Source organism: Hymenobacter sp. UV11 (assembly GCF_004684095.1).
GTDB lineage: Bacteria > Bacteroidota > Bacteroidia > Cytophagales > Hymenobacteraceae > Hymenobacter.
The window spans coordinates 229137-249026 of record NZ_SRII01000009.1; the positions used below are offsets into that span (position 1 = coordinate 229137).

Consider the following 19890-nt stretch of genomic DNA (forward strand, 5'->3'; position numbering starts at 1 on the left):
ACGCCATGAGTATTTCGCTGAATCATGCGGCCGTTACCTTCGCCAAGAAGCTGATTAAGGACGGTAAAATCAAGAACGACCAGGGCCACTGGGGTCAGCATAACCCCGGCGCTACGCAAGAAAACGCTTTCCTTAAAAACCACGAAATCGACGAGTATGCCCAGTGGCACCTTGGCGAGGATAAAAGCCAGAATGTCGATAACAAGGGCCGCTACAAGTTTCCCTACGGCGACTTTAAAACCGTACACCGCGATGGCCTTATCGCGGCCAAGGAGCGCGCCTCCCAGCAAGGCTACCACGATATTGAGCAAGCTGCCGACGAACTGCTGCACGCTTTAGAAGAGCAGGCTACCTAGCTGATTTTGAGCGGTATTCAATAAGAAGAACGTCATGCTGAGCTTGTCAAAGCATCTCGCTCGCGCCGCTAGGGTTGCTACCCCAACGGCCCAAGCGAGATGCTTCGATAAGCTTAGCATGACGTTCTTTTTTATTCTCGATGCTTGCCCTACTGGCCGGGCTGGCTTTCGGGGCCGTATGCGTTGCCAGCGGCTTCGCGGCCGATGCCGCCATCGGAGCCTTTTTCGCCTTCGGCCAGGTCACCGGCCTCGGCAGCGGCGCGTGCGTCGTTGTAGGCTTGGCCCAGGCTGGGGATGTCGTCGCGCAGGTTATCGATGCGCGTATCGAGTCGCTTGAGCACTTTGCGCAAGCCTTTTACTACCTGGCGGGCCGTGAAATTGAGGCTGCTACCCTGCTCGGCATCGCTGTTATTGAGGCTGGCCATCGGCGTGTACAGCGCAATGGCGTCGTCGAGGGTTTGCAGGTGCTCGGCAGTGATGCCTTCGTTGGCGAGCAGTGGCGCTACGCCGTCGGCGGCGGCGGCCACGGCGTTGAGGGCGCCCAGCAACTCTTCGCCGTGCAGCGGGTTGAGCACGTCGGGGGTGTAGCTCGCTACCTCGGCTAGGGCGGGGTTGTGCACGCTCAGCTGGAGCACGCGCAGGCCCCGCACAATGCGGCCAGCGGCGGCCTCAGCAGCCGATTCGGCGCGGTCGCGGGCATCGCTGGATTCGTTAGCGTTCTTATCGCCCTGGCGGCCGGACACTTCTTCGTAAGCTTGCAAAAAGTTATTGAGCTGCTCGAAGTCGGCTACCATCGCAGGACTGCGCGCTTCCCATTGGGGGCGCTGGTCGGTGAGCGTGCGATATACTTGGCGGGCCATCTTGGCGTATTCCTGTTCGTGGTCGGTCATGGAGGTGGAAAAGAGAAAGTGGTACCCGTTCATACGGGTACCACTTCATTTTGGCTACGTTTGGGCAATGACTAGTGACGAATGACTGGTGACTAATTTTCTGTTCAATCACTTACCGTCCCTATCACAAATTAGTCGCTAGTCGTTCGTCACTAGTCACTAATCCCCTATCCCAGCGCCGAAACGCCGGGCAGCTCCTTGCCTTCCATGAACTCCAACAGCGCGCCGCCGCCGGTGCTGATGTAGCTCACGCGGTCGGCAAAGCCGAGCTGCTGCACGGCCGCGGCCGAGTCGCCGCCGCCGATGAGCGAGTAGGCGCCGGCGTCGGTGGCCTCGGCCACGGCGCGGGCTACGTACTCGGTGCCGAGCGAAAAATTGCTCATCTCGAATACGCCCATGGGGCCGTTCCAGAGAATGGTTTTGGAATCCTGAATGATGGTGGCAAATTGCTCGCGGGCGTCGGGGCCGAGGTCGAGGCCCATCCAACCGGCGGGAATGCCGCCGTTGGCAGCCACGTCGATGTTGGCGTCGTTGGCAAACTTATCGGCGATGAGGCTGTCGCCGGGCAAAATGAGGTTCACACCTTTCTCTTCAGCTTTGGCAATGAGGCGCTTGGCCAGGTCTACCTTGTCGGCTTCGACCAGCGAATTGCCCACGCTACCCCCCTGCGCCACGACGAAGGTGTAGACCATCGCCCCGCCGATGAGCAGGTTATCGACCTTGTCGAGCAGGCGTTCGATGAGCAGGATTTTATCCGAAATCTTGGCCCCGCCCATGATGGCGGTGAAGGGGTGCTCGGGGTTATCGAGCACTTTCTGGGCGTTGTCGAGCTCACCTTGCAGCAGCAGGCCGCCTACCCGGTCCTGGGGCGCGAAGTAGTGCGCCATCACGGACGTGGAGGCGTGGCGGCGGTGCGCCGCGCCAAAGGCATCGTTCACATACACATCGCCGAGGCGGGCCAGCTTCTGGGCAAACTCCTCGTTGCCAGCTTCTTCTTCGGGGTGAAAGCGCACGTTGTCGAGCAGCAATATCTGGCCGGGCTGCAGGGCCTGGGCAGCGGCCAGGGCCTCATCAGAAAGCACGTCGCCGCCCCACTGCACGTCGCGGCCGTACTCCTGCTGGAGGCGCTGGCGCAGGCTTTCGAGCGAAAATTTCTTCTCGTAGCCGCCCTTGGGCCGGCCCAGGTGCGAGAGCAGCACCACCGAGCCGCCATCGGCCAGAATCTTCTGGATGGTGGGCGTGGCCGCTCGGATGCGGGTGTCGTCGGTGATGTGCAGGTCCTTGTCGAGCGGCACGTTGAAATCGACGCGCACCACGGCACGGTGGCCGGCGAAGTTGTAGTTGGCGAGGGTGTTCATAAAAGTGTAGGGTAAGCTTTAGCTTGCCGTCAATGGGCGCGGCAAGGTAGTAACGGCTGCGGCGGCGGCTGGTTTTGGGCGGCCCGCCCGCTATGCAGCCCGGCCCGGCGGCGGCAAGCTAAAGCTTACCCTACAAGCTACCTTTGCGGGTAGTATGATGAGAATCGGCATTTTCTTCGGGGGTACTTCGCGCGAGCGCGAGATTTCCTTCGCCGGTGGGCGCACCGTTTTTGATAACCTGGACAAGGGCCTGTTTCAGCCCGTCCCCGTGTTTGTGGATAGCCTCGGGCACTTCATTTTGCTCGACTGGCAGTACCTCTACAAGGGCACTATCCGCGATTTTTTCCCGCCCGTGGCGGCCCTACCCCCCTCGCACCACCCCTGGCAGCTCTACCTCGAAAACCTGGGCGAACTCAGCGACGAGGCACTCACGGAGCTCATCAGCCACGTCGGCCGCCGCGTGGAGGCCAGCGAGTTGCCCCAGCTCATGGACTTTGCCTTCCTGGCCCTGCACGGGCCGGGCGGCGAGGACGGCGCCATTCAGGGCCTGCTGGAGTGGGTAGGAATTCCGTACTCGGGTTCCGGTATTCTGCCCTCGGCGCTGGGCATCGATAAAATCGCGCAGAAGCGGCTGATGCAGGCCGTGGGGCTGGCCACGCCGAAGTTTCGGGTGCTGACCGAAAAAGATTGGAACTGGGGGGCAGATATAGCGACTTCTTTTGAAGCAGTGCGCCACGACCTGGGCCTACCCTTAGTAATTAAGGCTCCCCACCAAGGCAGTAGTTTGGGCGTGAGTATTGTAAAGAAAAGCAGTGTGCGTGGAAGCACCTTCACGCATGTCACTCCTTCGGGGACAAGACAGTCAGACCAAGGTACAGCGGCCGAACAGCTAGCATTCTTTGAAGCTGTAGGAAGGGCCTTATTCCGGCGCACTGTACAATGGAGCGAGTGGCAGCAGCTAGACGAGTCTGCTCGACTTGCATTAGTGCGGCAATTAAGTGATATACGTGAAGGTATTGGCTTACCAGTAGTCGCGCAACCAATGCGTCATGGCCACTTAGCTTCTGATTATGAAGCTCAAACCATTACGCATCCGGAGGAACTGTTTGCCTATTTAGAAACACAACTAAAGAATTTTGACGGGGTAGCCTTGCAAAGCACAACCGGCGAATCTCAGGTTCTAATCGAGCAATTCGTAGCCGGCCGCGAGTTCTCGTGCATCGTAGTGGAGGATGAAAACGGCCAGCCGCTGGCCCTACCCCCCACCGAAATCGTGAAGGGCACGGAGGTCTTCGATTACCGCGCCAAGTACCTGCCGGGCCTGGCCCGCAAGGTGACGCCGATTGACCTGCCGGAGGCGGATATTGCCCGCATTCGCCAAGAGGCGCAGACGATGTTCAGCACCTTTGGCTTCGAGGTGTATGCGCGGCTGGACGGCTTTATTCAGGCCGATGGCACCATCTTCCTAAATGACCCGAACACGACGAGCGGCATGCTGCCGGCGTCGTTCTTCTTCCACCAGGCGGCCGAGATTGGACTGAATCCCAGCCAGTTCCTGACGTACATCATCCGCACGTCGCTGAACGCGCGGCGGCGCAGCGGCCTGAAGCCGGTGCAGCTGGGCGCGGCCCTGGCAAAGCTGGATGGCGACATCCGCAGCCGGCAGGGCGGCACCGACGAGCGCATTCGGGTGGCGGTGATAATGGGCGGCTACTCGTCCGAGCGGCACATTTCGGTGGAGAGCGGGCGCAACATCTACGAGAAACTGAGCAGCAGCACCAAGTACCGGCCGGTCCCGATTTTCCTGGCCGGCAACAGCGAGGCCTTCCGCCTCTACGAGCTACCCATCAACGTGATGCTCAAGGACAACGCGGACGATATTCGGGAGAAAATCGAGCACGCCGAGGTCGGTGAGCCGGCCCATCCGGTGCTGGCCAAAATCCGCGCCGAGGCCGCCGGCATCACCAGCACCTACGCGGGGCAGGCTATTGCCGCGCCGCGCCGCCTCTCGTTTGCCGAGCTGGCCGAGCGCGTGGACGAGGTGTTTATTGCCCTGCACGGCCGGCCCGGCGAGGACGGCGCCTTGCAGCTGGAGCTGGAGAAATTTGGCCTGCCCTACAACGGCTCGGGCGCGGCCAGCTCGGCCGTGACCATTAATAAGTTTGAAACCAACCGCCGCCTGCGCGAAGCCGGCCTGCGCGTGGCCGACCACCGCCTGGCCCAGCGCCTGGAGTGGGCCGCCGACGCGGGGGCATTTTACCTGGGCCTCGAAAGCCAGTTTCCCTACCCCTTCATCGCGAAGCCAGCCGACGATGGCTGCTCGTCGGCGGTGAAAAAGATTAAGAACCGCGCCGAGTTGGCCGCCTTCAGCGAGCAGATTTTCCGGCGCGACGAGCCGCTGCTGGTCGGCCCGGCCGAGGTGCTGCACCTGGGCTTCAAGGAGGAGTTTCCGCAGAAAGACGCCTTTCTGGTGGAAACCCTCATCGGCCCCGACGGTGCGGCTAAGTTCCTGGAAATCACGGGCGGGCTGCTAACTTCATATGATACGCAAGGCCAGCTGCAAATTGAGGTTTTTGAGGCCAGCGAGGCCCTGGCAACCGGCGAGGTGCTGAGTTTGGAGGAGAAGTTTCTGGCCGGCGAAGGGCAGAATATTACGCCTGCCCGCTACGCGGCTGACCCGGCTGAGCGGCAGCGCATCTCGGACGAGGTGAAGCGGGTACTGCGCCAGGTGGCCGAGATTCTGCACATTGAGGGCTACGCTCGCATCGACGCCTTCGTGCGGGTGCGGGAGTCGGGCGCGGTCGAAGTGCTTATTATTGAGGTCAATTCCTTGCCCGGTATGACGCCCGCGACCTGCATTTTCCACCAGACGGCGCTGGCCGGCTACACGCCTTACCAGTTTATTGACCGGATTCTGGACTTTGGCAAGGCGCGGCAGGCGCGTGTGCGGTAAGCTTTAGCTTGCCGTTTTGTTAGTCAGTTTACTTCTTCTACGGCAAGCTAAAGCTTACCGCACATTCGTTTATCCGGCAAGATAAAGCTTACCCTACACATGTCTTTTTTCAAATCTGATACCTGGTTCGACGTATTCAAGCACCTGTTTCTCATTGCGGTGCTGGGCGTGGCGCTGGTGCTGGGCTTCTTCTACGTGTACCTGCCCATCACCACGCACCACGGCGAAACCATTGTGGTGCCCAAAGTCACGGGCATGAACCTGGCCGACCTGGAGAACTACCTCGATGAGCGCAACCTCGCCTACTTCGTGGACGACAGCAGCTACGCGCCCGGCACCCGCCCGATGACGGTGCTGACGCAGGAGCCCGCGCCCGGCGAAAAGGTGAAGCAGGACCGCAAAATCTACATTTCGGTGGCCATGCGCCGGCCGCCGGTTATCAAGATGCCTAAGCTCACGGATGGCTCGGTGAAGAACGCGCAGCTGATTCTAAAGAGCTACGACCTTGAAATCGGCCAACTCAAGATGGTGCCCAACGTGGCCCAGAATGCCGTGCTCAAGCAGCTGGTGGGGGGCAGGGAAATCGCGCCCGGCGCGCCCATCGCCAAGGGCACCAAGGTGGACCTGGAAGTGGGCGACGGCCTCGGCAACACTGAGTTTGAGATGCCTAACCTCGTGAATATGCCCGAGGATGAGGCCCGTACCTTACTCGCCGGCCAGCACCTGGAGGTGGGCGAGGTCTTCAAGCAAGCCGCTGAAACCGGCCAGACGCCGGGCAGCGTGGTGCGCCAGCGCCCGGTGGCCGCGCCCGGCGCCACCATCCGCATGGGCCAGCTAGTGGATTTGTGGATTGCGGAATAGCAGCCATCCGTTTGTCATTGCGAGCGTAACGAAGTGGAGCGCGGCAATCTTTCCTTAATCGTCGGTTTACTATTCTAAAAAATCGTACGCTCAGGGAAAGATTGCCGCGCTCCACTTCGTTACGCTCGCAATGACAAACGATTTTACAGTTTGATTTTTATGCGTCAACTTCTTCGCTTCGTCTTTCTCCCCGCCTTACTGCTGAGCCTAGCGGCGCGGGCCCAGACGCCCGTAGTGCTCACGCCGCAGCCCCTGGGGGCCGACCCCGGCCGGGCGGCCGCGGCAACGCTGGCCCCTACCCCCTCGGCGGCGGCCCAACGCACGGCGGCGCTCACGCTGCCCTTTTTTGAGGACTTTACCTCGCCCCGCGACGGGCAGCCCCTGCCACTACGCTGGCAGGATAAAACCCCCGACTACCCCAACGGCAGCGGCCTGACGCAGCACTACGGCGGCGGCGGCGCCTACGTGAGCAACCGCCTGGCCGTAAACCCATTGACACGCGGCACGGCCACGCTTGACGGCTTGCGGGCCAACGGCCTACCGTATAACGCGGCCTCGGCCTCGTCGTACAGTGGCACCGACACACTGACCTCGCAGCCCATCGACCTGAGCGGGCTCAGCACGGCCAACCAGGTGTACCTGAGCTACGCCTGGCAGGCGGGCACGCTGGCGGGCGCGCCGGTAACCAGTGGCAGCGGCTCGCCGGTGTACCTCACGCTGGAATTTTTGGACAATGCTGGCCGCTGGAACAGCATCTGGACCTACAACGGCGCGAATAAAACGACCAACTTTCGGCAGCAGATTTTTCCGCTTAACCAGGCCACCTACTTCCACAGTAACTTCCGGTTTCGGTTTCGGGCGGCGGGCAACCAATCGTCGAGCCGCGACGCGTTTGGGGTTGACTACATCTACCTGAACCGCAACCGTGCGGCCAATGATACTATCTTTCAGGATATTGCTACCAGCCAAGGGCTCACTAGCCCCTTGCAGAGCTACACGGCCATGCCCGCCTGGCAATACGCCATAGCCGGCGCCAGCGCCCTCAACCCGACGATGAGCACCACCGTCAACAACCTGCTGCCCAGCGGTAACCCTACCCCCATCAATTGGCTCGGTACAGTGCGCGAGCTGACCAACGGCGGCTTTGCGGCGGCTACCTGGGTGGCGGGCAATCAGCCGCTGCTGGCCGGGGCGCGGCAGGTCGCGATTCAGGGCAGCTCTGCCTCGGCGCCGCTGCCGGCGGCCACTACCCCCCGCCGCTACCGCTACACCCTGGCCCTGACCACCAACGAAACCAACCCACTCACGCTGCCCAACGACACTACTTACCGCGACCTGGAGCTGGCCGACTACTACGCCTTTGACGACGGCACGGCCGAGTCGACGTTGTCGATACCGCCCGCGAGCTCGGGGCCGTTCAGCTACTACGCTTACCCCATTGTGGCGGCAAAGAATGACCAGGTGAAGGCCATCCGGCTGGCCCCGGTGTTCAATAATATTCCACTGGCTCAGGGCGGCGAGAACTTCCTGAACCGCTCGGTGACGGTGGCCGTGTGGGCCGACAACAACGGCCAGCCTGCCCCTACCCCGCTGGCTACCAAGGCTATTACCTTGCGCAATCCGCTGGGCCGCGACTCGATTTTTGCCAAAGACATCGCGTTTGACGTGCCGGTGGCCGTGTCGGGGCGCTTTTACATTGGTTTTGGGCAGGCGGCGGGCGGGCAGTTTTTGCCCTACGGCTACGACCTGAACAACACGAGCACCGCCCCTGTCCTCTTTTATAATACCCAGAATACTTGGTCGAAACCCACATTATCCATCCCCGGCACCCTGATGATGCGGGCCGTGATGACGAATAACGTGCCGCTGGCCACCCAGGCGCAGCAGGCCGCCAATGCGCAGTTTAGCCTCTACCCCAACCCCGCACCCACCGGCACCACGGTGGCAGTGAGTGGCCCCGCTTTCCGCCGCGCGGCTGTGCTTGATGTGCTGGGCCGTTCCGTGTGGCAACAGTCTGCCGCCGAGGCTGGCCTGCCGACCCTGCACCTACCCGCCGGGCTACCCGGCGGCGTATACTTGGTGCAGCTTACCTTGGCCGATGGCACGGTGGCCACCCGCCGGCTGGTAGTGGAATAGCTGCTCCGTTAGAGAGGTTGCTCCTATGCTCATCAAGTCTCCCTTCCTCTTATCGATGGTAACGAAGAGGCAGCTGGCCGCCAGTGTTTCCTCTGACTCCAGATATAATTTTCACTTCTAGTCACCTGCTTTCATTCCCATGCCCGACATCACCGCCTCCGACCTACACCAGCGCCAGCAAGCCGGCGAAACGCCCACCATCATCGACGTACGCGAGCCCTGGGAATTTGAGGAAAGCCGCATCAGCGGCAGCCAGAATATCCCGCTCGGCGCGCTGCCTCAGGCCCTCGACGACCTCGAAGAGTTGAGGGACCAGGAGGTTATCGTGCACTGCAAGAGCGGCGCGCGCTCGTCGGCCGCTAAGGCGTTTCTGACCCAGCAGGGCTTCACCAACGTGCGCAACCTGGAAGGCGGCATCATGGCCTACCAGGCACAGTAGGGCGAACTTTCCAGCCCGCGCTACTGCACCCCCAGCCGGCCATCGGTGGCGTAGGCTAGCTGGCCTAGCTCGACCAACCCGCGCAGAGCAGCCGTGACGGCCGCAGCCTCGGCGACGGGGTAGCGCGCCACCACCTGGCGCGGCAGCAGCGGTGCGGCGCGCAGCAGCTCCAATAATCCGGCTTGTAGCCCGGCGGCGTTTTCGGGCGCTTGCCGGGCTTTTTTGCGGGCCAGGCACACATCGCACACGCCGCAGGCCGGGGCGTCGGGCTCGTCAAAATAGGCGAGCAGCGTTTGCTGGCGGCACTGCGTGGTGCCGGCCGCGTAGTCGATTACGGCGGTGGTCTGGTGCTCGGTGAGCTGCTTGGCGGCCTTGAGGCGGCGCTCGTCGAGCGGCAGTTGGGCGGCGTCGTAACGGGGGGTAGTGAAGAGCGCCTGCGGCAGCTCGCGGCGCGGCTGGTAGTGCAGCACGCCGGTGCTGTGCAGGTAGCGCAGCTGGCGCGTCACGTCCTGCGTGCTCTGGCGTAGGTGCCGGGACAGCGCGCTCTCCGAAATGCCCTGGAATGCCACGAACAGCTCGCCGCCATACATTCTCAGCAGGGCTTTGATGAGCAAGTCGTGCTGCGCATTGGCGACCTGAAACTGATACAAATCCTGCTGATTGCTAATGAGCTGCACCCGCGCCGGCTGGTTCACGGCCTCGGTAAGCTGCACGAAGCCCTGCTGCTCCAGCACCTTGAGGGCGTGGTGCGCCTCCACGGCCTTGAGGCGATAGGTTTCGGCAAATACGCCGAGGTCGAAGTCGAAGGCTACCAGCTCGCCGCCGCCCACGGCCGTGCGCGAGTAGTTGGCCAGCGCCTGGTACACGCGGCGCACTACGTCGGGCGGCGGGTGGGCCAGCGTGGCCTGGCGGCGCAGGTTGTCGGCATCGGCGGGGCCGCTGAGCAGCACGGCGAAGGCGTAGAGGCCGTCGCGCCCGGCGCGGCCGGCCTCCTGGTAGTAGGCTTCGAGAGTGGCGGGTGCGTCGAGGTGGGCCACCACGCGCACGTCGGGCTTGTCGATACCCATACCGAAGGCATTGGTAGCCACAATGATGCGCGTTTTATCCGTGAGCCAGTTTTGCTGGGTGCGGGTGCGCTGCTCAGCGGCCAGGCCAGCGTGATAGGCAACAGCCGGTAGGCCCTGCTGGCTCAGCCAGGCGGCCGTATCCTCGGCCTGGCGGCGCGTGCGGGCGTACACAATGCCCGTTTTGCCCGGCCCTACCCCCCGCAAAACCTCCAACAGCCGGCGCTGCTTATCCTCAGTCAATAACACTGAATACGACAGCTTGGGTCGGGCAAAGCTCTGGGTAAAAATGCCGTAGCCCGGCCGAAAGCTGAGCTTCTCTACAATATCCTGCCGCACCTGCCCGGTGGCGGTGGCCGTGAGCGCGATGCAGGGCACCTCGGGTGGCAGGAGCGCCCGCAGCTCGGCAATGCGCAGGTAGGGCGGCCGAAAATCGTAGCCCCACTGCGAGAGGCAGTGCGCCTCATCAATGGCCAGCAAGCCCACGCTCATGCGCGCCACCCGAGCCCGGAAAAGGTCGGTAAGTAGCCGCTCGGGACTGACGTACAGAAACTTTACCTCGCGGCCGTACACGCAGTTGTCGAGCGCCTGGTCGATTTCCTGGTGACTCATGCCCGCGTACACTGCCTCGGCCTTGAGCCCACGTTTGCGCAGGTTTTCGACCTGGTCGCGCATGAGGGCGATGAGCGGCGTCACAACCACGCACAAGCCCGGCCGCGCCAACGCCGGCACCTGGAAACACACGCTTTTGCCGCCGCCGGTGGGCAGCAGGGCCAGCGCGTCACGCCCGGCCAACACCGCCTCGATAATCTCCGCCTGCCCCGGCCGAAACTCCTGGTGGCCCCAGTATTGGCGCAGCAGGCTTAGCGGGTCGGCGGTAATCGGGGGGGTAGGCATGCAAGCGAAGATATGTCTGAACCGCGGATTCGTCGGATTAATCGGATTAATCGGATTTCGTTGGCGATTCCTGTTTTCTCCATTCGTTAGCTTGTCCTAACAAATAAAAAGGCTACCCGAATGGGTAGCCTTTCCAACATAAAATAATCGCCAACAAAATCCGAAAAATCCGACGAATCCGCGGTTCAGACTACGCGGCTACGGCCGTCGTGCCCTCGCGGTCCTCAATAGCCTTGCGCAGCTTGGCGATGGCCTGCGTAGCGCGCTCCTCATCGAGGCGGTTGATGTTGAGCAGCATCTTGGTCTTCTCCTGACGCGTGATGAGCGGGTGGTTCAGCAGGCGGATAATCTCTTCTTTTTGGCTGGCGGTGGCGTACTGCACCGGGACGGCGGCCTCCGCAGCGGGGGCTTCGGCAAGGGCGGCGGGGGTAGGGGCCGTGGTTACGGCGCGCATGACAGGGGTAGGCTCGGCTACGGCCGGGGCCACGGCGGGCGCGGGCACGTTGCCCGAGTACTCCATCTCCTCGGCGGGGGTGGGCTCGTAGCCGGCGGCGCGGATAATCCAGGCCAGAATGTTGCGGTAGGCCTTGCCGATGGCGCGGGTCTGGGCCATGCTGGCAATCGCAAACTCCTGGTAGAACTTCTTGCCGCTCTCCTTATTGGAGCAAATGGCGAAGCCGGCGCCCACCGTGGTGCCGTGGCGCAGGTCAAACAGCGTCACTTTGGCCTGGTACTTCAGCTCCTGCTCGTTGCTGAGGTTGATAACGTGCTCCACGATGGGCACGATGCCCAGGCGCGAGCCGGCGTACTGCCAGCCTTCCACGTTCACAAACTCTTTGCCCTGCACCTGGGTGCTAAGCTTGTTGTCTTTGATAAACTTGGCCAAGTCCTTCGCTAAGTCGAGCGTTTCGTCCGATTTAGCGATGTCATAACTCTCCGCACGGGGAGCGGCTTTCTTGGCGACGGTAGCTTCCTTGGGGGTTTTGGTGACTTCGGTCATGGTTGGGGTGGGCAGTGCCCGGTTATCGTTCTGTAGTACGAATGAATAACCAACCTTACGCAAAGAGTGTTCCAATAAAGCCAATTTTATTAGTAAAATTTCAGTCTGATAATCAAGGGGTTTTGGAGGGGGTAGGAAACGGGTTTTTGCCAGCCGGCTCCCTAAGCTGATTAGTTGAGTGTAGGGTGAGCTTCAGCTTGCCAGTGAGCGAAGCGAGCAGTTTACGTATGCGGCCGTGTGGTCCCGCCTGTTCGCTTCGCTCACTGGCAAGCTGAAGCTCACCCTACCCCTCGATAATGTGGCCGTCGCGCATCACGATGGTGCGGTCGGCCATCTGGGCCAGGGTGTCGTTGTGGGTCACAATGACGAAGGTTTGGCCGAATTCCTTGCGCAGCCAGAAGAATAGCTCGTGCAGCTCCTGGGCGTTTTTTGAGTCGAGGTTGCCGCTGGGCTCGTCGGCGAAAATAATCTCGGGCGAGTTGATAAGGGCGCGGGCCACCGACACGCGCTGCTGCTCGCCGCCGCTCATTTCGCTGGGCTTATGGTCCACGCGGTGGTCGAGGTTGAGCAGGCCAAGCAATTCGCGGGCCCGCACGCGCACTTCATTTTCGGAGCGGTCGGCGAGATAGGCGGGCAGACACACGTTTTCGATGGCCGTGAACTCGGGCAACAGGTTGTGAAACTGGAATACGAAGCCGATGTGGCGGTTGCGAAACCGGGCCAGCGCGGTGCGGCCCAGGTTGGTAATATTCTGCCCATCAAAAAGCACCTCACCCGCATCGGGCTCATCGAGCGTACCCAAAATGTGCAGCAGCGTGCTTTTACCCGCCCCCGACGAGCCCACGATGCTCACAATTTCGGCGCGCTGAATAGTCAGGTCGATGCCCTTGAGCACTTCCAGCGAGTTGTAGCTTTTACGAAGGTTAATGGCTTGCAGCAAGGGTAGTAATCTTATACAGCTTTTAAGTAGTGCAAATCTACGCGCAAAGGCGGCCGGACGTTGGGAACTGGAAATACGGAGAAAACCTATTCGCCAGGGCAAACCCAACGAAGTAGCGGGCGGCAGCCGAAGAACAGCGCAGCTAATTACCCCATAACGAGTTGTTTGGACATCATGCTGGGGCTATTGCCGTGCGCTACTTTGTTGCGCTCACCCTGGCCGACGATTTTCAGGTTCTCTGTTACCCCTTCCGGCCCTACCTTCGCGCCAGCAAATAAAACTCCACCCCTACCCCCTCCGATGAATATTCACGAGTATCAAGGCAAGGAAATCCTGAAAAAATACGGCGTGCGCGTGCAGGAAGGCCTCACCGCCGACACCGCCGAAGAGGCCGTTGAAGCCGCTAAAAAGCTCACTGAGCAAACCGGCACCAGCTGGTACGTCATCAAGGCGCAGATTCATGCCGGCGGCCGGGGCAAGGGCGGCGGAGTAAAGCTCGCCAAAAATCTGGAGCAGGTAAAAGACATTGCCGGCCAGATTTTGGGCATGCAGCTCGTGACCAAGCAAACCGGCCCCGAAGGCCGCCTGGTCAACAAAGTGCTCATCGCCCAGGACGTGTACTACCCCGGCGAAAGCCCTACTAAGGAGTTCTACATGAGCGTGGTACTCGACCGCACCAGCGGTAAGAACGTCATTATCTACACCACCGAGGGCGGCGTGGACATTGAGGAGGTAGCCGACCATCACCCCGATAAAATCCTGAAGGAATTCATCGACCCCGCCGTGGGTCTGCAAGGCTTTCAGGCCCGCAAAATCGCTTTCGGCCTCGGCCTCTCGGGCGATGCGTTCAAGGAGATGGTGAAGTTCGTGACGGCTTTGTATAAGGCGTATGATGAGACGGACTCGGCCATGTTCGAGATTAACCCCGTGCTGAAAACGTCGGACAATAAAATCCTGGCCGTTGACGCCAAGGTGACCCTGGACGACAACGCCCTGTTCCGCCACAAGGATTTCGTGGCCCTGCGCGACACCAACGAGGAAGACCCGCTGGAAGTAGAGGCGTCGGAGTCGAACCTGAACTACGTGAAGCTCGACGGCAACGTGGGCTGCATGGTGAACGGTGCCGGCCTGGCCATGGCTACCATGGACATTATCAAGCTGAGCGGCGGCGAGCCGGCCAACTTTCTCGATGTAGGGGGTGGAGCCAACGCCCAGACGGTAGAGGCGGGCTTCCGCATCATCCTGAAGGACCCGAACGTGAAGGCCATTCTGATTAACATCTTCGGCGGCATCGTGCGCTGCGACCGCGTGGCCAACGGCGTGGTGGAAGCCTACAAGAAAATCGGCGATATCCGCGTGCCCATCATCGTGCGCCTGCAAGGTACCAACGCTGAAGAAGGCGCCCGCATCATCGACGAAAGCGGCCTGAAAGTGTTCTCGGCTACCCTGCTGAAAGACGCTGCTGCCCGCGTAAAAGAAGTGCTGGCCATCGCGTAATCTGCAAGCCCATTTTGGTTTTTAAAAGCCCGCCTGGTAACCCAGGCGGGCTTTTTGGGTTATAAAGCCGCCTGTCATTGCGAGCGCAGCGCGGCAATCGCACCCGCACGACACCCGCGCCGGTCGTTCGTCCATCGTGCGGGTGCGATTGCCGCGCTACGCTCGCAATGACAGACGGTTCAATTTTTCTTAAACTTCCCTACCCCCTTTTCCACGATGGAATTCACCCGCTTAGGAAATACTGGCCTCCAGGTTTCCAAAATATGCCTGGGCACCATGACCTACGGCACGCCCACCGAGCGCTGGCCCTGGGCCCTTAGCGAGGACGCCAGCCGTCCCTTCATCCAGAAAGCCCTGGAGCTGGGCATCAACTTCTTCGACACCGCCGACGTGTACTCCAATGGCGCCAGCGAAGAAGTGGTGGGCCGCGCCTTGCGCGACTTTGCCAAGCGCGACGAAGTAGTGCTGGCCACCAAAGTATTTAACCCAATGGGGCCGGGGCCCAATGATAAAGGCCTCTCTCGCAAGCATATTATGAGTGCCATCGACGCCAGCCTGAAGCGCCTGGGCACCGATTACGTGGACCTGTACCAGATTCACCGCTGGGATTACAACACGCCCATTGAGGAAACGCTGGAGGCGCTACACGACGTGGTGAAGGCTGGTAAGGCGCGCTACATTGGGGCGTCGTCGATGTTTAGCTGGCAGTTTGCCCAGGCTCTGTACCTGGCCGATAAGCACAACTGGACGCGCTTTGTGAGCATGCAGCCGCACTACAACCTGGTATACCGCGAGGAGGAGCGCGAGATGCTGCCGCTGTGCGAGGACCAGAAAATCGGCGTCATTCCGTGGTCGCCGCTGGCGCGCGGCTTGCTCACCGGCGGCCGGGGTAGGGAGCGTAACGAAACCGAGCGCGCCAAAACCGACAACTTCGGCAAAAGCCTCTACGGCCGCGACGATGACTTCGCCATAGCTGACCGCGTGACGGAAATCGCTCAGGAGCGCGGCCTGCCCAATGCCCAAATTGCCCTGGCCTGGATGCTGAGCAAGCCCATCATCACGGCGCCCATCGTGGGCGCCAGCAAGCCCGGCCACCTCGAAGACGCCGTAGCCGCCGTAGATGTGAAGCTCTCAGCCGACGAAATCAAGCGCCTCGAAGAACCCTACCAGCCGCACCCGGTGCTAGGGTTTAGCTGAAAAGCACCGCAGGAAGCAGACGTAATAAGAACGTCATATAAGAGACTGTTCGAGCCAGCACCGGGCGGGTGTAGAAATGCAACTACGCATCTTGTCGTTAGCCTGGCTAACCCAATTTGCGAGGCATGCTCCCCGGCCCGCCGGCGCGGGCCGGCCGACCGGTTGTCGTTGCGTGGGCCGCAGCTGTCAACGATAACCGGTCGGCCGGCTCGCGCCGACGGACCGGCCAGGCGGCCCTTCCAGCTGAAACTTTGCCCCGCAGCAAGCTGGTCTGCAACTTGGGTTGGCTGACCTGCGATTGAACGACAACACCTGAACGGAGCGGGCAGCCTACGAGGAGGCGCATATTTGCATCTCCTCGTAGGCTGCCCAATGGCCTGAGATACTAATCCAAAAAGCTCCTAAAGCGTCGTTTTCGCAACGGCCGCTAGGTAATAGGTATTGTTTATCTTCGAAGCGGCATCGATAACTACCTTGGTTTGCACGGCACCATCGACCAGGATTTCGACGGCGTAGCTAGCGGCAGGGTTGGGCACAACCGTGCTTGTGGGCGTGATGGCCCGGAAGGAAATTTCCACAAAAATGACTTCGCCGCTGCTTTTAATGCCGCCGTCGAGCTCTTCGGTGGCATTGTTACGTGCCGAGCCCGCACCAAGCTGCTCAGGCGCATTATTGCCAACTTGCCGCGAAAAAGTATACTGCGCGCCAAGTCCATCGAGCGACGTGGCCGTAAACCGGACCTTCACTCTGTGCTGGCCGGCGGGCAAAACTTCTTCCTTGTTGCCCGAAGAACAGGCCCCTAAAAAGATGACAAGGAGAAGTAGACCGATGAGTTTAACTGTCCAGTTCGGGCTCATACTTAATTACATGGGTGGGATAGTGGCGGCATGTACGCAAGTGCGTGGGTGATGGATGAAAAATTCTCTGCGCCGCGCCAATTCCGGAAACTGAATGGTACCCAACAGCCTAAAAACGAATATTTTCAGCCTTTTTCAAGGAAAAATTAAAAGCTCGCTAGTCTTTTTTGAATTATTCGCCGAAGGGTTTACGCATTCTTGTGTCTCGCCGTTGAACGAAATTTATGCGGCGATTCGAGCGATGAAGTGAATGGATATGTTTCTTCATGGTCTCTGAGTCCCTAACTGCTAACTCAAACAGCTTCTAAACGAAGTGAAGCATCCTGGTCGGGTCGGTTGGGTATTAACCCAACGACTCCGCCAAGATGCTTCACTTTATTCAGCATGACGTGCTGTTGCTAAGCCATGCGCTGCGGCACCTACTTGCCTTCGGCAACGCCGATATTTTCTTCGGCTTGCACCGGCACGGTTTCGCCTTTTACCTTCAACTCCACCTCCATGTTGCCACGAGTGCCAACTGAATACGGGCAGATTTTGTGGGCCTGGCGCACCATCTCGATGGTTTTGGCCTGGTCAAACGACTTCAGGTCTACGTCCAGCACGGCGCTCAGGCCGTAGCCCTCGCCTTCCTGAAACAGCGATACCGAGCATTTTACTTCGGTGCCGGGGTCGAGCTTATCGCCGGCGCGCTGTGCAATCACGAGCAGCGCCTGCTGAAAGCACGACGAGTAGCCGGCTGCAAACAGCTCTTCGGGATTGGTGGCGCCTTTCTTACCGCCGAGGCCTTCGGGCACCGACATATCGAGGTCAATGATGCCGGTAGCGGAGCGTACGTGGCCGCTGCGGCCACCCACGGCCGTAGCGTCGGCCGTGTAAAGGGTCTTTTTAGTAGAGTCCATGGGAAACGGGTGAATAATTACGTTCAGGGTAGACTAACCGATTTTTTGCGCCTAGGGTTGTGCCCTACCCCCCCAACCAGCCAAAATAGCCCCCGGAGTTTGGCCGCGCCGGCTTTTATGGCTACTTTTGCAGCCCAGCACCGGTCGCGTAGTACAACGGATAGTATAGGAGCCTCCGAAGCTCTAGATTTAGGTTCGATTCCTAACGCGACCACTCACAATGCCCCTGGCCTACCGGCAGGGGCATTTTTGCTATTATCTGGTAAAATACTGGCTAGGCAAAATTCTTCCCTACCCCCCAATAGGCCGCTGTAAGCAGTTAACCCAGCCTGACTATGCGGCGGCCCCATAGCCATTAGGCCGAAAAGGCAACCTTAGCCATTGATTACCAGCTACCAGCTCATCGCTTCTTGGCAGCGTTTCTAAATAATAGAAAATCGGGATTGTATATACCGAAAAAAATATTCGACAAGTATTTAGAGAAATTGAACGAAAACGGTATGGGGTTTTGGCAAAATTGTCTTAGCTTTAGGACATGAACTATCCCGCCCGCACTATTCAATCTTTGCAAGTATCTCCTCTTGCCACCGAACAAACCCGTCAGCGTTTGGTATCGGCCATTATTTCCTTCACCAACGGTACACCGTTTTCGCTGGAGCCTCACCAGCAGCACGTGCTCGACCGCTTCACGCGCGGGCGCCTCACAATTGATGAAGTTGTATATTACCTGGAAGCAGCTGCAAAATCCCGGTAGCTATTTACCGAATTTTGAGCGCCCTACCCCCCGGCGTTAGTCCTTTGCCATCAGCCCACTAGCGCAGCATTTCAAGTCTAGCGGGCTGTAGCTTTTGGGAAGCGTAGGCCAAAAACGCGGTGTGGTTGTTTTCTTTGCAGACGCGGGTTCTTTTTGCCCCGCTCCTAGTCTCATGGCAAACTCCACCCTAACCGGCCTGCGGGCCGGCGTGCTGCACGGCGACGAAGTGCAGGCCCTCTTCCAACACGCCAAAACCCACGGCTACGCCCTGCCCGCCGTTAACGTAACCGGCACCGACACGGTAAATGCCGTGCTCGAAACGGCCCGCGACCTCAACTCGCCGGTTATTATTCAGTTTTCGAACGGCGGCGCGCAATTTTTTGCGGGCAAAGGCTTGCCCAACGATAAGCAGCAGGCCAGCATCGCGGGCGGCATTTCGGGTGCCCACCACGTGCACCTGATGGCAGAAGCCTACGGCGTGCCCGTAATTCTGCACACCGACCACGCCGCCAAAAAGCTGCTACCCTGGATTGACGGCCTGCTCGATGCCGGCGAGAAATACTACGCCGAGCACGGCCAGCCGCTCTACAGCTCGCACATGCTCGACCTGTCGGAGGAGCATATTGAGGAAAACCTCGAAATCTGCAAGGAATACCTCAAGCGCATGGCTAAAATCAACATGACGCTGGAGATTGAACTGGGCGTGACCGGCGGTGAGGAAGACGGCGTGGACAACTCGGACGTGGACAGCTCGAAGCTCTACACCCAACCCGAGGAAGTGGCCTACGCTTACGAACAGCTGCGCGAAATCAGCCCGCGCTTTACCATCGCGGCGGCTTTCGGCAACGTGCACGGCGTGTACAAGCCCGGCAACGTAAAGCTGCAGCCCAAGATTCTGCACAACTCGCAGCAACACCTGCGCACCAAGCACAGCATTGTGGACGAACTGCCCATCGACTTCGTGTTTCACGGCGGCTCGGGCTCGTCGCAGGAGGAAATCCGCGAGGCCATTGGCTACGGGGCTATCAAGATGAACATTGATACCGACCTGCAGTGGGCGTTCTGGGAAGGTATTCAGCAGTACTACGTGAAGAACGAAGGCTTCCTGCAAGGCCAGATTGGCAACCCCAACGGCCCCGACTCGCCCAACAAGAAGTACTACGACCCGCGCGTGTGGCTGCGTGAAGGCGAAAAAACCTTCGTGGCGCGTCTCAAGCAGGCTTTCGAGGACTTGAACGCGGTGAATCGCCGGCCCTAGTGGGCCGGCTCATGAACTTTGGGCCGGGGTGTGCGTATAGTGCGCACACCCTTGTTTCTCTAGAATCATGAAAAATACCTTTCTTTCTGCCTTGGCCCTCAGCTTATTTGTAACGGCTGCTGCTCAGGCTCAGACTACCCCCACCACGGTAACCAAAGACGGCGGCGATAAAGTTATCACCACTTCGGATGGCATGACTGTAAAAACCAAAGTAGCCGACGACGGTAAAATGAAGGTAAAAGGGTACGATGAAGCCGGCAACCGCATGAAGGCCACCACCAAGCCCCGCACCGCCAGCGACCGCAAAGACTACAAAGAGTCGCGCATGAAGACCCGCAAAGCGCGCGGCGGCAAGATGAAAATGGACTCGACCCGCATGGGCGGCATGTAAAAAAAAGCACCTTCGGCCGTTTGGCAGGGGGTAGCAACTACAAAAGCAGGGCAAAAGCACCAAAAGGTTAGTTAGCGTCTGGGGACTGAGGAGCTAATTGGCAGAGCAGTTGTCGGAGATAGTCATCATCACGCGCCGCTTTC

The 19890-nt window shown here is 59.9% G+C and carries 17 protein-coding genes and 1 tRNA gene; 11 read left to right on the forward strand and 7 right to left on the reverse strand.

What is annotated here, in order from left to right:
* Positions 1-5 precede the first annotated feature (5 nt).
* Entirely contained in the window at positions 6-356 is a 351-nt protein-coding gene (locus E4631_RS18315) for a hypothetical protein (protein ID WP_133655709.1), read from the forward strand.
* 149 nt (positions 357-505) lie between these two features.
* Here the strand turns inward: E4631_RS18315 and E4631_RS18320 are convergent, their stop codons facing one another.
* Complete coding sequence (locus E4631_RS18320; protein WP_133655710.1) at positions 506-1246, reverse strand: hypothetical protein; 741 nt, start codon at positions 1244-1246, stop codon at positions 506-508.
* A gap of 167 nt (positions 1247-1413) precedes the next feature.
* Positions 1414-2604 (reverse strand): phosphoglycerate kinase, encoded by a 1191-nt coding sequence (gene pgk, locus E4631_RS18325; RefSeq protein WP_133655711.1) that lies wholly within the window; start codon positions 2602-2604, stop codon positions 1414-1416.
* A gap of 154 nt (positions 2605-2758) precedes the next feature.
* Between pgk and E4631_RS18330 the strand changes: the two genes are divergently transcribed.
* From E4631_RS18330 to E4631_RS18345, 4 genes are all read left to right on the forward strand, one after another.
* Positions 2759-5557, forward strand: a complete 2799-nt coding sequence (locus tag E4631_RS18330) for a D-alanine--D-alanine ligase (protein WP_133655712.1) — start codon at positions 2759-2761, stop codon at positions 5555-5557.
* A 99-nt stretch (positions 5558-5656) separates the two neighbouring features.
* A complete protein-coding gene (locus E4631_RS18335; protein WP_133655713.1) occupies positions 5657-6418 on the forward strand; it encodes a PASTA domain-containing protein in 762 nt (253 codons plus the stop codon).
* Between the two features lie 159 nt (positions 6419-6577).
* Complete coding sequence (locus tag E4631_RS18340; protein ID WP_133655714.1) at positions 6578-8554, forward strand: T9SS type A sorting domain-containing protein; 1977 nt, start codon at positions 6578-6580, stop codon at positions 8552-8554.
* Positions 8555-8693: 139 nt separating this feature from the next.
* On the forward strand, positions 8694-8993 hold the full coding sequence (locus E4631_RS18345; RefSeq protein WP_133655715.1) for a rhodanese-like domain-containing protein: 300 nt from the start codon (positions 8694-8696) through the stop codon (positions 8991-8993).
* Positions 8994-9013: 20 nt separating this feature from the next.
* Here the strand turns inward: E4631_RS18345 and E4631_RS18350 are convergent, their stop codons facing one another.
* The 3 genes from E4631_RS18350 to E4631_RS18360 all read right to left on the reverse strand — a co-directional run bounded on the left by E4631_RS18350 (position 9014) and on the right by E4631_RS18360 (position 12894).
* Positions 9014-10954, reverse strand: a complete 1941-nt coding sequence (locus E4631_RS18350) for an ATP-dependent DNA helicase RecQ (RefSeq protein ID WP_133655716.1) — start codon at positions 10952-10954, stop codon at positions 9014-9016.
* 190 nt (positions 10955-11144) lie between these two features.
* Positions 11145-11954, reverse strand: a complete 810-nt coding sequence (locus E4631_RS18355) for a hypothetical protein (protein ID WP_133655717.1) — start codon at positions 11952-11954, stop codon at positions 11145-11147.
* A gap of 283 nt (positions 11955-12237) precedes the next feature.
* Positions 12238-12894 carry an ABC transporter ATP-binding protein gene (locus tag E4631_RS18360; protein WP_133655718.1) on the reverse strand — a complete coding sequence of 219 codons (657 nt, stop codon included), beginning with the start codon at positions 12892-12894 and terminating at the stop codon, positions 12238-12240.
* A 300-nt stretch (positions 12895-13194) separates the two neighbouring features.
* Between E4631_RS18360 and sucC the strand changes: the two genes are divergently transcribed.
* The gene (sucC, locus tag E4631_RS18365) at positions 13195-14391 is read left to right on the forward strand and encodes an ADP-forming succinate--CoA ligase subunit beta (protein ID WP_133655719.1); all 1197 of its coding nucleotides are present in this window, start codon (positions 13195-13197) and stop codon (positions 14389-14391) included.
* A gap of 216 nt (positions 14392-14607) precedes the next feature.
* Positions 14608-15588 (forward strand): aldo/keto reductase, encoded by a 981-nt coding sequence (locus E4631_RS18370; protein ID WP_133655720.1) that lies wholly within the window; start codon positions 14608-14610, stop codon positions 15586-15588.
* Positions 15589-15989: 401 nt separating this feature from the next.
* On the opposite strand, the gene E4631_RS18375 is transcribed toward E4631_RS18370, so the two are convergent.
* Positions 15990-16445, reverse strand: coding sequence for a hypothetical protein (locus tag E4631_RS18375; protein WP_133656665.1), 456 nt, complete (start codon positions 16443-16445; stop codon positions 15990-15992).
* 419 nt (positions 16446-16864) lie between these two features.
* Positions 16865-17344, reverse strand: coding sequence for an organic hydroperoxide resistance protein (locus E4631_RS18380; RefSeq protein ID WP_133656664.1), 480 nt, complete (start codon positions 17342-17344; stop codon positions 16865-16867).
* Between the two features lie 142 nt (positions 17345-17486).
* Here E4631_RS18380 and E4631_RS18385 point away from each other — a divergent pair.
* From E4631_RS18385 to E4631_RS18400, 4 genes are all read left to right on the forward strand, one after another.
* Positions 17487-17558 (forward strand) — tRNA-Arg (locus E4631_RS18385).
* Between the two features lie 321 nt (positions 17559-17879).
* The gene (locus E4631_RS18390) at positions 17880-18098 is read left to right on the forward strand and encodes a hypothetical protein (protein WP_133656663.1); all 219 of its coding nucleotides are present in this window, start codon (positions 17880-17882) and stop codon (positions 18096-18098) included.
* Between the two features lie 172 nt (positions 18099-18270).
* Entirely contained in the window at positions 18271-19356 is a 1086-nt protein-coding gene (fbaA, locus tag E4631_RS18395) for a class II fructose-bisphosphate aldolase (RefSeq protein ID WP_133656662.1), read from the forward strand.
* Positions 19357-19423: 67 nt separating this feature from the next.
* Positions 19424-19747: a hypothetical protein gene (locus tag E4631_RS18400; protein ID WP_133656661.1), complete on the forward strand. Its 324-nt coding sequence runs from the start codon at positions 19424-19426 to the stop codon at positions 19745-19747.
* Positions 19748-19890: the final 143 nt, after the last annotated feature.

What these genes read in the sequence shown, in the direction of transcription:
- E4631_RS18315 (WP_133655709.1), top strand. Translation starts at nt 6, where the DNA reads ATGAGTATTTCGCTGAATCATGCGGCCGTTACCTTCGCCAAGAAGCTG.
- E4631_RS18320 (WP_133655710.1), bottom strand. Translation starts at nt 1,246, where the DNA reads ATGACCGACCACGAACAGGAATACGCCAAGATGGCCCGCCAAGTATAT.
- pgk (WP_133655711.1), bottom strand. Translation starts at nt 2,604, where the DNA reads ATGAACACCCTCGCCAACTACAACTTCGCCGGCCACCGTGCCGTGGTG.
- E4631_RS18330 (WP_133655712.1), top strand. Translation starts at nt 2,759, where the DNA reads ATGATGAGAATCGGCATTTTCTTCGGGGGTACTTCGCGCGAGCGCGAG.
- E4631_RS18335 (WP_133655713.1), top strand. Translation starts at nt 5,657, where the DNA reads ATGTCTTTTTTCAAATCTGATACCTGGTTCGACGTATTCAAGCACCTG.
- E4631_RS18340 (WP_133655714.1), top strand. Translation starts at nt 6,578, where the DNA reads ATGCGTCAACTTCTTCGCTTCGTCTTTCTCCCCGCCTTACTGCTGAGC.
- E4631_RS18345 (WP_133655715.1), top strand. Translation starts at nt 8,694, where the DNA reads ATGCCCGACATCACCGCCTCCGACCTACACCAGCGCCAGCAAGCCGGC.
- E4631_RS18350 (WP_133655716.1), bottom strand. Translation starts at nt 10,954, where the DNA reads ATGCCTACCCCCCCGATTACCGCCGACCCGCTAAGCCTGCTGCGCCAA.
- E4631_RS18355 (WP_133655717.1), bottom strand. Translation starts at nt 11,954, where the DNA reads ATGACCGAAGTCACCAAAACCCCCAAGGAAGCTACCGTCGCCAAGAAA.
- sucC (WP_133655719.1), top strand. Translation starts at nt 13,195, where the DNA reads ATGAATATTCACGAGTATCAAGGCAAGGAAATCCTGAAAAAATACGGC.
- E4631_RS18370 (WP_133655720.1), top strand. Translation starts at nt 14,608, where the DNA reads ATGGAATTCACCCGCTTAGGAAATACTGGCCTCCAGGTTTCCAAAATA.
- E4631_RS18375 (WP_133656665.1), bottom strand. Translation starts at nt 16,445, where the DNA reads ATGAGCCCGAACTGGACAGTTAAACTCATCGGTCTACTTCTCCTTGTC.
- E4631_RS18380 (WP_133656664.1), bottom strand. Translation starts at nt 17,344, where the DNA reads ATGGACTCTACTAAAAAGACCCTTTACACGGCCGACGCTACGGCCGTG.
- E4631_RS18390 (WP_133656663.1), top strand. Translation starts at nt 17,880, where the DNA reads ATGAACTATCCCGCCCGCACTATTCAATCTTTGCAAGTATCTCCTCTT.
- fbaA (WP_133656662.1), top strand. Translation starts at nt 18,271, where the DNA reads ATGGCAAACTCCACCCTAACCGGCCTGCGGGCCGGCGTGCTGCACGGC.
- E4631_RS18400 (WP_133656661.1), top strand. Translation starts at nt 19,424, where the DNA reads ATGAAAAATACCTTTCTTTCTGCCTTGGCCCTCAGCTTATTTGTAACG.